This window comes from Pedobacter ginsenosidimutans (assembly GCF_001442625.1).
GTDB classification, from domain to species: domain Bacteria; phylum Bacteroidota; class Bacteroidia; order Sphingobacteriales; family Sphingobacteriaceae; genus Pedobacter; species Pedobacter ginsenosidimutans.
This window is the reverse complement of the sequence record NZ_LMZQ01000005.1, coordinates 85185-97675: the sequence shown is the minus strand read 5'-3', so window position 1 is coordinate 97675 and position 12491 is coordinate 85185. Positions and strand designations below refer to the sequence as shown.

Annotated in this window: 11 protein-coding genes and 1 tRNA gene; 4 read left to right on the top strand and 8 right to left on the bottom strand. The window is 37.7% G+C overall.

Translation table 11 applies throughout. The annotated features are described in order from the left end of the window. Positions 1-42 precede the first annotated feature (42 nt). The 6 genes from ilvN to ilvE form a co-directional block, all read right to left on the bottom strand. Positions 43-681, bottom strand: a complete 639-nt coding sequence (gene ilvN, locus ASU31_RS08815) for an acetolactate synthase small subunit (protein ID WP_057931987.1) — start codon at positions 679-681, stop codon at positions 43-45. A 129-nt stretch (positions 682-810) separates the two neighbouring features. Beyond that, on the bottom strand, positions 811-2562 hold the full coding sequence (gene ilvB, locus ASU31_RS08810; protein WP_057931986.1) for a biosynthetic-type acetolactate synthase large subunit: 1752 nt from the start codon (positions 2560-2562) through the stop codon (positions 811-813). A 21-nt stretch (positions 2563-2583) separates the two neighbouring features. Further along, the gene (locus ASU31_RS08805; protein ID WP_057931985.1) at positions 2584-3174 is read right to left on the bottom strand and encodes an ORF6N domain-containing protein; all 591 of its coding nucleotides are present in this window, start codon (positions 3172-3174) and stop codon (positions 2584-2586) included. A 47-nt stretch (positions 3175-3221) separates the two neighbouring features. Further along, positions 3222-4904 (bottom strand): dihydroxy-acid dehydratase, encoded by a 1683-nt coding sequence (gene ilvD / locus ASU31_RS08800; protein ID WP_057931984.1) that lies wholly within the window; start codon positions 4902-4904, stop codon positions 3222-3224. A 244-nt stretch (positions 4905-5148) separates the two neighbouring features. Next, complete coding sequence (locus ASU31_RS08795; RefSeq protein ID WP_057931983.1) at positions 5149-5727, bottom strand: O-methyltransferase; 579 nt, start codon at positions 5725-5727, stop codon at positions 5149-5151. Between the two features lie 53 nt (positions 5728-5780). Then, on the bottom strand, positions 5781-6671 hold the full coding sequence (ilvE, locus tag ASU31_RS08790) for a branched-chain-amino-acid transaminase (protein WP_057931982.1): 891 nt from the start codon (positions 6669-6671) through the stop codon (positions 5781-5783). Positions 6672-7375: 704 nt separating this feature from the next. Between ilvE and ASU31_RS08785 the strand changes: the two genes are divergently transcribed. After that, positions 7376-8326, top strand: coding sequence for an alpha/beta fold hydrolase (locus ASU31_RS08785; RefSeq protein ID WP_057931981.1), 951 nt, complete (start codon positions 7376-7378; stop codon positions 8324-8326). 65 nt (positions 8327-8391) lie between these two features. Here ASU31_RS08785 and atpC read toward each other — a convergent pair whose 3' ends face one another. Together atpC and atpD are read right to left on the bottom strand one after the other, a co-directional pair. Further along, positions 8392-8637, bottom strand: coding sequence for an ATP synthase F1 subunit epsilon (gene atpC, locus ASU31_RS08780; protein ID WP_029276466.1), 246 nt, complete (start codon positions 8635-8637; stop codon positions 8392-8394). Positions 8638-8717: 80 nt separating this feature from the next. Beyond that, positions 8718-10220 (bottom strand): F0F1 ATP synthase subunit beta, encoded by a 1503-nt coding sequence (gene atpD / locus ASU31_RS08775; protein ID WP_029276465.1) that lies wholly within the window; start codon positions 10218-10220, stop codon positions 8718-8720. A 161-nt stretch (positions 10221-10381) separates the two neighbouring features. Between atpD and ASU31_RS08770 the strand changes: the two genes are divergently transcribed. From ASU31_RS08770 to ASU31_RS08760, 3 genes are all read left to right on the top strand, one after another. Then, positions 10382-11290: an SDR family oxidoreductase gene (locus ASU31_RS08770; protein ID WP_057931980.1), complete on the top strand. Its 909-nt coding sequence runs from the start codon at positions 10382-10384 to the stop codon at positions 11288-11290. Between the two features lie 101 nt (positions 11291-11391). Beyond that, positions 11392-11856, top strand: coding sequence for a redoxin domain-containing protein (locus ASU31_RS08765; RefSeq protein ID WP_057931979.1), 465 nt, complete (start codon positions 11392-11394; stop codon positions 11854-11856). Positions 11857-11955: 99 nt separating this feature from the next. Next, a tRNA-Arg gene (locus ASU31_RS08760) sits at positions 11956-12029 on the top strand. Positions 12030-12491: the final 462 nt, after the last annotated feature.

The following is a 12491-nucleotide window of genomic DNA, read 5'->3' as shown; positions in this document are numbered from 1 at the left end:
ATTGTGTTTTTGCCTTCAACTTTATACGCTCTACCTTTTACCTTACATCGTAAAAATCTTCTGTCCTTTTTCTAAAAATTCGTTTTCTACCAATTCTTCACCCGGTTCGAAAGCTTCGAATTCCTTTAGTTTTTCGTGGAAACCAGCGCTATCTTTGATAATGGCTACTCTTGCAGAGCGGACAAATTCAATTAGTTCGTAAGGTTCTAAAGCTTTTACCAATGCATCAGTTTCTTCGCGGTGACCAGTTACCGCAAAAACAGTATAATCTTTACGGATCACCACCGCACTTGCACCGTATTGCCTTAATAAACGCTCTACGGTTACTTTTTCTGCAATTTCATCTGTAGAAACTTTGTAAAGCGCCAGTTCCTGCCAGATAATTTCTTCGTTGGTGTTGAAATAAACTTTCAATACCTCAATCTGTTTTTCTATCTGACGGGCCAGCTTTCTCACTACTTCGTAACCTTCGTGGATGACGATGTTGAAACGGTGTATTCCTTCAATTTCTGATGCGGAACTGTTTAAACTTTCGATATTGATTTTTCTTTTCGAGAAAATAATCGCAATCCTGTTGAGTAAACCAATGCGGTTTTCGGCATACACCGTAATGGTATATTCCTGTTTTCCTTCTAGGTCAACGGTGTCTTCTGTGTATTTTATTTTATCTTCAGTACTCATGATAGTTTCTTATTTACCTATTCGTCATTTCGACCTTGTGGAGAAATCTTTAAATGTTGTTAAGAAAGATCTCTCCGTTTCGCTGCGCTACAGTCGAGATGACGATTACGCTAGCTTTTACCTTTCAACTTATTTTAACCTGATTTCGCTTACACTCATTCCTTGAGGAACCATAGGGAAAACATTATTTTCTCTGCCAACCATAACTTCTAATAAATAAGAACCTTCATGGTTGATCATGGTTTCTAGTGCAGTTCTTAAGTTTGCACGCTCATCAACTTTGCTCGCTTCGATATAATACGATTTTGCTAAAGCAACAAAGTCAGGGCTGGTGATATTCACGAAAGAATAACGTTTATCATGAAAAAGCTGTTGCCATTGACGAACCATACCTAAAAAGCGGTTGTTCAAGATCAGAATTTTTACTGCCGCACCGAATTGCATAATGGTACCCAATTCCTGAGGCGTCATCTGGAAACCACCATCACCGATAATGGCGATAACGGTTTTATCAGGTGCACCATATTTAGCGCCAATTGCTGCTGGTAAACCAAAACCCATTGTACCTAAACCACCAGAAGTAATGTTGCTTCGGGTATTGTTGAATTTAGCATAACGACAGGCCACCATTTGGTGTTGACCAACATCGGTAACGATTACGGCATCGCCACCACAGATTTCGTTGATGTTGCGCAATACTTCGCCCATGGTCATTTCATCACCAGTTGGATAAAGTTCGGGAGTAATGACTTGATCTATTTCCTCCTGATTATATTGTCTGAACTTAGCTAACCAATCTTCGTGTTTGTTTTCGTTAACTAAATTGGTTAATAGGGGTAAAGTTTCTTTACAGTCGCCCCAAACACCAACTTCTGCTTTAACATTTTTATCAATTTCAGCAGGGTCGATATCTAAATGTACCACTTTAGCTTGTTTCGCATATTTATCTAAACGACCGGTTACACGGTCATCAAAACGCATACCGATGGCAATAATTACATCAGCTTCGTTGGTTAATACGTTTGGCCCGTAATTACCGTGCATCCCTAACATACCTACATTTAGCGGGTGTGAAGTTGGGATCGCACCTTCGCCCATAATGGTCCATGCAGCAGGGATTCCTGATTTATTGATAAAAGCTTTGAATTCTTCTTCAGCTTTACCCAAAATAACACCTTGTCCAAATAGAATGAAAGGTTTTTTTGCTGAGTTGATTAATTCGGCTGCCTGTTCGATATATTCTACCCTAACTTTTGGTTTCGGGCGATAACTGCGGATGTGATTGCATTTTACATATTCAGGGAATTCCTCCAACTGTAATTGTGCATTTTTGGTAATATCAATCAATACAGGGCCTGGTCTGCCGCTTTTCGCAATGTAAAAAGCTTTAGCCAATACTTCCTGAATTTCTTTGGCATCAGTAACCTGATAATTCCATTTTGTAACCGGAGTGGTAATGTTAATCACATCGGTTTCCTGAAAAGCATCCGTTCCCAATAGGTGAGCGAAAACCTGTCCGGTGATACAAACCAATGGCGTACTGTCGATTTGCGCATCGGCCAAACCTGTAACCAAATTGGTTGCACCTGGCCCGCTGGTTGCGAAAACAACACCAACTTCGCCGCTTGCTCTTGCAAAGCCCTGAGCAGCGTGGATACCACCTTGCTCATGGCGAACCAAGATGTGTTCTAATTTATCGGCATAATCATAAAGAGCATCATAAATAGGCATGATTGCTCCTCCCGGATAACCAAAAATGGTGGTTACACCTTCTTCAATTAATCCATTCAACAAAACTTGCGAGCCTGTTCCTTTGAATAAGGTTTTTGAGGTTTCTGCTTTTGCCTCGTTTTGTTGTATTGTATCTTGTGCAGTTTCCATAGTTATGTTTTTGCGGTTCTACTATTCTTTAATTTTAAACCCAATTCTTTGTCTGTCGTTCCATTTTAATTGAGCAATTTTATCGTCTATTAAATTTTCCATTGCATCATAAAGCTCGTTGAGCTGAACATCATGTTCGCCAATCCGTTCTTTAATTTCTGTTAATTGTTCGTTAAGGTTGCTTTGCTTCAGCAAAATTTTCCGAACGTCAACAAAGGCCCTCATAATGGCAATGTTCATATTAATCGCCTTATCGCTCTTTAAAACACCACTCAACATGGCTACACCTTGCTCTGTAAAGGCATAAGGCATTTTTCGGGTGCCTCCCCAACTTGAAGTCACAATTTGTGACTTCAAGTTGGGGAGGCCTGTCATCACTATTTGTGATGATGTACCTTGATTACTTGCATCAATATGAAGTCTTATCTCTTCAAACTCAGCAGAAGTTAACTGAAACATAAAATCATCTGGAAAACGCTTTATGTTACGTTTTACTGCCTGATTCAGTGCCTTCGTTTCAACTTCATAAAGCGATGCCAAATCGAAATCTAACATTACTCTTTCTCCCCGGATTTCATAAATCCTATTCTGAATACTTTTAATTATTTGCATAATCTATTTTCTTAGTAATCAATTAATCTGGGGATGATTTTTTGATTTTAATATTCGTCAGTTACACAACCACTCGCTGCGTCTGAAACTGTTTTAGCATATTTATATAAAACACCTTTTGTTACTTTTAATGCTGGTTGTACATAGTTTTTTCTACGCTCGGCAATCACTTCATCACTTACTTGTAAGCTAATGATGTTGTTTACCGCATCAATCAGAATCCGGTCTTCATCTTCTACCAAGCCGATTAAGCCACCCTTGTAAGATTCAGGTGTAATGTGACCAACCACAAAACCATGTGTACCGCCAGAGAAACGTCCGTCGGTAATCAAAGCCACTGATTTGCCTAAACCAGCACCAATAATTGCTGAGGTTGGTTTTAACATTTCTGGCATACCTGGCGCGCCTACCGGACCAGAATTTTTAATTACGATTACATCACCAGGTTGAACACGCCCGCTTGAAATTCCGGCGATTAAATCGTGTTCGCCGTCGAATACACGTGCAGGCCCCTCAAATTTCTCACCTTCTTTACCGCTTATTTTTGCAACAGAACCTTTTTCTGCCAGGTTTCCGTAAAGAATCTGTAAGTGACCTGTTGCTTTAATTGGCTCACTTAGTTTCTGAATGATTTTTTGATCATAATCCATGATCGATTTTACGTCAGCCAAATTCTCAGCTACAGTTTTTCCGGTTACGGTTAGGCAATCGCCATGTAATAAACCCTCATTCAATAAATATTTCAATACTGCCGGGATACCTCCATATTGATGTAAATCCTGCATTAAGTATTTTCCACTAGGTTTGAAATCGGCAAGTACTGGTGTTACATCGCTCATGCGTTGGAAATCATCCTGGGTGATTTCGATACCGATAGCTTTACCCATTGCAATAAAATGTAATACTGCATTCGTACTGCCACCTAAAATGATAATAGAACGAATGGCATTTTCGAATGCTTTTCTCGTCATGATATCAGATGGTTTGATATCTTTCTCTAATAAAATTTTGATGTATTTACCCGCATCTAAACATTCTTGTTTTTTCTCCTCGCTGATTGCTGGGTTTGAAGATGAATAAGGCAAACTCATACCTAAAGCCTCAATTGCTGATGCCATTGTGTTTGCAGTATACATCCCTCCGCAAGCACCTGCACCAGGGCAGGTATGTTTTATGATGCCCTGATAGTCCTCCTCAGAAAGGTTGCCACATATTTTCTGCCCCAAAGCCTCGAAAGCTGAAACGATGTTCAATTCTTCGCCTTTGTAATGGCCAGGAGCAATCGTACCACCATAAACCATAATTGAAGGGCGATCTAAGCGTGCCATGGCCATAATCGCACCAGGCATGTTTTTATCGCAGCCAGGGATAGAGATAATTCCATCATAATATTGACCACCGCAAATGGTTTCAATACTATCGGCAATTACATCGCGGCTTACCAATGAGTAACGCATACCATCTGTACCGTTGCTCATCCCATCACTTACGCCAATGGTATTAAAAACCAAGCCCACTAAATCATTATTCCAGACCCCTTTTTTCACATCTTTTGCAAGATCGTTAAGGTGCATATTGCAGGTGTTACCATCGTAACCCATACTTGCAATACCGACCTGTGCTTTAGCCATATCAGCATCAGTTAATCCGATTCCGTAAAGCATAGCTTGCGCTGCCGGTTGTGTAGGGTCTTGTGTAAATGTTTTACTGTACTTGTTTAATTCGCTCATTGTTTAAATTGTATGTATTCTGTTGTATTTCAATTATTTCTTTTTGAGGCAAAAAAAAACCGCCTCTTGTGGGAGGCGGTTTCGATATGGTATATTTTTTATATTATACGCAACGATTTCCACCTCTCTTTTGAGAAATGACAATAATTAGGTTGCTAATAATGTTTGTGTTTATATTCATGTCTTTGATGAATCACAAACATACTAACTATTTAAAAAAAGAAAAGAACTATTTTAATATTATTTATTTTTTTACTCCGATTACGATTCCTGTTGCCCAAACCTGCTTGGTTAAGTGCAGATCATCACGGGATTCTAAATCTTTGATCAATTTTATAGCTTTATCCTGGTGACCATCAGGCCAATTCGATTGTGGCAGCATATCATCAATGATGTAAAGTCCGCCGCTATTAAGCATAGATAAAGCTTCATCTAAAAGCAGGTATTTCCCATGCCATGTATCAGCAAAAATATAATCGAACTTTTTGTCTTTATTCTTTTCAATCCATTCGGCGCCATCGGTATCAATCAATGTTAAACGATTGTCACCGCCAAGAAACGTTTGGGCAATGGCTAAAAATTTAGCGTCGTTATCTATCGAAGTTAGTGTACTTTCTTGATCTAAACCATCTAAAATCCATGAAGTAGACAAGCCTGTACCAGTTCCAAGCTCCAGAAATTTACCTGAAGGTTTGGTAGCAGCAAGTGTTCTGAGCAAAGAGCAGGTCAACACATCAGAAGCCATGTCAAATCCTGATGCTTTTGTTGCACCATTAATCTGCGGGTAGGCTTTCGGGAACTGTTGATTGATTTCTTCAGTCATCTGTTTTGCTTTTACTTTGCTTTTCTCTTTAATTCGTTTTTCCTTACTTCGGACTATATAATCACCTCATAATTCACTTTTTCCAGTACCAGGTTTTTATAAGCCCGTTGTATGGTATAACCAAGAGATTCTCTCCACAATGGGCGATATACAATATCATCAATTGATGCTATACCTGCTATTTCAGTTGCTGTTCCGCATAAGAAAGCGCTGTCGGCATTTTTAAGATCTTCTGTGGTTAATTTTTTCTCAATGCATTCTATATCCAGGACGGTGCAAAGTTCTTTTACGGTTGCACGTGTAATACCTGGTAAAATATTTCCTAAAGATGGTGTAAACAGTTTTCCGTCTTTTTCAAGAAAGATGTTCGCTCCAGATGCCTCGGCAACAAAACCGTGCATATCTAAAAGTAAAGCTTCGTCATAACCTTTAATATTTGCCGCTGTAGTAGCTAAAATAGAATTAACATAGTTTCCACTCAATTTCGCCTCCATTGGAATCGATTTTGGGTTTGGTCTTTCATAATCAGAAACGGTTAATTTTAACAATTTGTTGCCAGAATATGCATCCCATTCCCAGGCACAGATTAAGATCGAAACCCCACTAGGCTCGTTTAATTTCATGTTTGGGTGGCAAAATACCAAGGGGCGGATATAAGCATCTTTCAGTTTGTTCAACTGAAGTAATTTATAGGTTGCTGCAATTAGTTCTTGTTTATCCCAGGGAAAAGGAATGTTTGCCAACTGGCAAGAACGCTCTAAGCGATCGAAATGGGCTGCAGCTTTGAAAATGCGGTTGCCGTTGTGCGTTTTATAGGCTCTAATACCCTCGAAAGCAGCATAGCCGTAGTGTAGCGACTGCCCGTAAAGGTCAGTGCTGCTATTTACAGCCTTTTCGAACTGTCCATCAAGGTAAATAATCGTATTAGAATTATAGTATTTCATCTGTTTATTCTTATTGTTTTTTTAACCGTCAGATGGAGCTTATCATGATAAATAAACATTCCATTTTTATTTTGACTATTTATCATGGGCGGTTCATAATACTGTCTTTTGTTATTTAAAAAAAGCGTCCCGTTTGTATCGGGACGCTTTAGGTATATTTAGTTTTTTAAAATCTATTTAAACTGCGTCCGCTTGTTACCCCATAAAATATTTAGGAGTAGGAGGTTAAATAAAATGACAGGTAACAACACTACATTGCCAGCTGCTTTTGCAGTAGAAGAGGTAGAAAATATGTTGTTCTGAATACTCATTATTATCTTATTGTTTATAAAAACCAATTTAGTTTTTGGTTCATTAATATGCAAGAGAAATCAGAAAAAAGTTAAATAAGAATATTATTCTGTAAATTTATTAATATTCAGAATATTATTCTTAATCGGAGTTGGATTAGTTATTTAATGCCGATAGCCGTAGACCAAATATCAAAACGGTATACGGTATGTTTGTTATGCTTGCATTATAAATTTTCTATTTTTCTGCCTAAAATGAGTTAAAGGTTATGTAAAATTGAAAATTCAGGCTATATTTTGACGTTAAAATGCGAAGCATTATTGATGGTTTCTTTGTGGATATTAAGGTATTATTAAACTCCTTTGATTTTTTATTGGAAATAGTTATGTAATTTAATATTAGAAACTATTCCTATGAAAACAATTTACCTTTCGATTCTTTTAATCGGATTATTTAGTGGTTGTTCCCCGTTAGATTCAACCTCCCATCTCAAAATGGGGAACCAGACCATTTTAACTTCTGATACAGTAAAGTTATCTGTTAAGGTAGCAGGCAAAGGCCCTGTTTGTATCTACTTGCATGGAGGCCCTGGTCAGGATTTTCTTTCCTTTGAAAAAATGGGTGGGGCTAACCTGGAGAAATGTTTAACGATGGTTTATCTGGATCAAAGAGGATCTGGTCATTCGCAAAATGCAAAAAATTATAGTTTAGACCGGGTCGTTCAAGACGTTGAAGAACTGCGGTTAAAATTGGGTGTAGAAAAAGTGTACTTACTTAGTCATTCATTTGGTGGTATCCTGGCCATAAATTATGCGCTGAAATATCCCGGACATTTATCTGGCATCATCATGGCGAATACAATAGCCCATTTCATGAATCCAAACCAGGTGAAACAACAAATTGAATATGGATACCTGTTACTAAAAAAGGATACCACTATAAATGAAACAGATTTTAAAAAATTAATGAATAAAGCGACGCTGGTTAGGAAAAAGTTAAGCGCAGTGCATCTTGGATATAAATATATTGCTAATGATGTAAATACCATTATCAAAATGGACAGCATCGAAGATTCCTATAAACGTACATCAGATTTCGGAATGACACTTTTTATGCCTTTGATGGATAGTAGAAAGGTGCAGAAGTATCCAGAATATTTTAAAGATTATGCTTTACTTACCAGTGAGATTAAAACACCGGCCTTGATTATAACGGGTAAGGATGATCATGGGGTTGGCCCGGATTATTATAAAAATTATCAATTCCCCAATCAAAAAGTAATGCAGATAGATGGTTCGCACATGCTTTATTATGAAAAGAATAAGGAATTTACTGCGGCGGTTTGTGATTTTGTTAAACAATAACATAAAATAAAAAGCCTCCCTGATTTTTAAATCGGGAGGCTTTCTAAATGGGTTAATTATTTTGCTTAAGCGACGCCTTCAGCTAAAACCACAATTTTGTTGTGAATAGCTTCTACTACACCGCCTTTAATAAAAAAGCGTTGCTCATCAGCTTTGTTTGCTTTTATAATAACTTCTCCATCTTCTAAAGTAGAGATGATAGGGGCATGGTCTTTTAAAATCTGGAAAGAGCCTAAAGTACCAGGAACCGTAACTGCTGTTACTTCACCTTCGAAAACTTTTTTATCTGGAGTTAATATTTCTAAATTCATTTTGAATAGATTTGAGATATGAGATATGAGATATGAGACAAAGGTCTCTCTCACATCTCATATCTAGTGTCTCACGTCTCTTAGTTCGCTTCTGCTAATAATTTTTTACCTTTTTCGATCGCATCTTCAATGCTACCAACCAAGTTAAATGCAGCTTCAGGATACTCATCAACTTCACCATCCATGATCATGTTAAATCCTTTGATGGTGTCTTTAATGTCAACCAATACACCTTTTAAGCCAGTAAATTGCTCAGCTACGTGGAAAGGTTGAGATAAGAAACGTTGAACACGACGAGCTCTTGATACCACTAATTTATCTTCTTCAGATAATTCGTCCATACCTAAGATCGCGATGATATCTTGTAATTCTTTGTAACGTTGTAAAGTTTCTTTAACACGTTGTGCAGTATTATAATGCTCGTCACCTAAAACCGCAGGAGAAAGGATACGTGAAGTAGAATCTAATGGATCTACCGCAGGATAAATACCTAGCTCAGCAATTTTACGCGAAAGTACTGTAGTAGCATCTAAGTGGGCAAAAGTTGTTGCCGGAGCCGGGTCAGTTAAATCATCCGCTGGTACATATACCGCTTGTACTGATGTAATTGATCCACGTTTTGTTGAAGTAATACGCTCTTGCATTAAACCCATCTCAGTTGCCAATGTTGGTTGGTAACCTACAGCTGATGGCATACGACCTAATAAAGCCGATACCTCAGAACCTGCCTGCGTAAAACGGAAGATGTTATCAACGAAGAAAAGGATGTCTTTTCCAGCGCCTTCGCCATCACCATCACGGAAATATTCTGCAACAGTTAATCCTGATAATGCTACACGTGCACGTGCACCAGGAGGCTCGTTCATTTGACCGAAAACCAATGTTGCTTTAGATTCTTTTAATTTTTCAGTATCAACAGCTTTCAGATCCCATCCACCTTTTTCCATTGAGTGTAAGAATTCGTCACCATAGTTGATTACACCTGACTCGATAAACTCACGAAGTAAATCGTTACCCTCACGAGTACGCTCACCAACACCTGCGAATACTGATAAACCAGCATAAGCTTTAGCGATGTTATTTACCAACTCCATAATTAATACGGTTTTACCTACACCAGCACCACCGAATAAACCGATTTTACCACCTTTTGCATATGGCTCTAATAAATCGATAACTTTAATACCTGTAAAAAGTACCTCGGTTTCAGTTGATAAATCTTCGAACTTAGGAGGAGTAGCGTGGATAGGACGACCATCAGTTTTATCAACTGTGTTGATACCGTCAATCGCTTCACCAACTACATTAAATAAACGACCTTTAATTTGGTCGCCAACTGGCATTTTAATCGCAGCACCAGTGTCAACTACGTCCATTCCACGAACTAAACCGTCTGTAGAGTCCATCGAGATTGCGCGTACACGATCTTCACCTAAGTGCTGTTGAACTTCTAAAACAATTTTTTGTCCATTTTCTTTCGTTATCTCTAACGCATCAAAAATTTTAGGTAGATGGGCATCATTAGCAAAGCTAACGTCAACCACAGGGCCGATAATTTGTGCTATTTTTCCTAAGTTAGGCATATCTGTTGTGAGTAAATTTATTACAGTCAATGAATTAAAGCTGTTTATAGGGGCTCCAATTCGGTTGGCAAAGTTAAGTTTTTCTTACTTAATTTTAAATATATATTATAAATTTTTTCAACATGGTTTTTATAGATAATTTAGCGCCATAAATAAGGCTTATGAAAACCATTTTAACAACAGGTAGCAACGGTCTTTTGGGGCAGAAATTAACTGAAAAAATTCTCGCCGAAGGCAGGGTAAAGCTTGTTGCCACTTCTAAAGGAGCAAATCGCTATCCGGTAAAGGATGGGTATGGATATGCAGAAATGGATATTTTAAATGCTTTTCAGGTTAGGGAAGTTATCGAAATGTACAGCCCTGATGCTATTGTGCACACTGCAGCAATGACCAATGTTGATACTTGTGAAGCCAATAAAGTGCTCTGTCGTCAATTAAATGTAGATGCAGTCCAAAACCTGATCTCGATATGTGAAGAAAAAAGCATTCAACTTATTTATTTAAGTACAGATTTTGTTTTTGATGGTGCCGATGGGCCATATAAAGAAGAAGATGCAGTTAATCCGGTAAGCTATTATGGCGAATCGAAAGTACTGGCTGAAGCGCTGTTGAAGAACTCAAAGGCAAACTGGACAATCTTAAGAACAATATTGGTGTATGGGATAACCAGTGATATGAGCCGGAGCAATATCGTGTTGTGGGCCAAAGAGGCATTGGAAAAATCATCGCCTATTAATGTAGTTAACGATCAATGGCGTATGCCCACTTTGGCCGAGGATTTAGCTGAAGCCTGCTTGTTGGCTGTAGAAAAAAATGCAAAAGGAATTTACCATGTATCGGGTAAAGATTACATGAGTATTGCAGATTTAGTGCGAAAAGTTGCCGATTATTGGGGCCTTGATCAATCTTTTATTAATGAAATAAGTTCTGCAAGTTTAAACCAAACGGCTAAACGACCAATTAGAACAGGTTTTGTTTTGGATAAGACGATTAGAGATTTAGATTACCGTCCGCATAGTTTTGAAGAGGGATTGGTAATTTTAGACCAACAGATGAAAAAATATAATTAGTTCACCGGTCATTATTTTATTGGGAGGATACAATACTAATAAACTAATAGCCAATGAACTACTGAACCAATTAATATATTTAACCCATAAAAAAATACATAATGGCATTACAAGTTGGCGATACCGCCCCTGATTTTAAATTATATACTTCTGATTTGACAGAAATTTCGCTTTCTGGTTTCAAAGGCAAAAAAGTAATTATTCACTTTTTCCCGATGGCTTTTACCGGAACGTGTACCGAACAATTATGCACCATGCGTGATAATTTTAGTTATTATGAAGGAATAAATGCACAGGTAATCGGCATTTCAGTTGATTCTCCGTTCTCTTTGGCTAAGTTTAAAGAAGTACAAAGTTACCAGTTCCCTTTATTGTCTGATTTTAACAAAGAAGTGTCAGCAGCTTACGGTGCTTTTTATGATGAATTTGTGTTTGGATTGAAAGGAGTTTCTAAAAGAGCGGCTTTTGTGATCGATGAAGAGGGGAAAATAGCTTATGCAGAAGTTTTAGAAGATGCCCATGATTTGCCTGATTTTAAAGCAATTAATGACGCATTAAGCGCATAAGGCTTATTCTGCAAAGAATTATTTTTAGATTTTTTTAAAATTTAATTGGAAATTAAAATATCAAATTATACCTTTGCAGTCCGTTAACGATACGGAAACGCATTTGTAGCTCAATTGGATAGAGCATCTCACTACGGATGAGAAGGTTTGGGGTTCGAATCCCTACAAGTGCACCTGAAGGGAGAATTGAAAAATTCTCCCTTTTTTGTTTATAATCGTAATGCTTAATTGTTTGATTTTAAGCTAGTTAAGCGGTATTGGCTTCGTCATAGTATAGATTCGAGTCTAATAACAGATCTATAAGTTCTCACTTTTCCAGTGTGTCAAATTTCTGAAAGATAGATTTTATATCTGTAATAAGTCCAGTTGCTTATTTAGTATTTCGTAGGCCTCCCTATGATTGGTATTTAACCTTGCTATAGTCGTCTATATTGCTTTTGTATTTGAGGAGCCTCTTTGGTAGATCTCTTGATCAATTTCATTTGTGCGATAAGATAAACGTTGTTATGACATTTATAAAAAATTGATATATTTGAGCCTGTTGCAAGTGTTTCTCAAACTAACCAGATAATATGAATTAGAGGCTTTTATTGTTCATTTGAGGCAGGTCACCAAATATTTACCACCATGTTTAT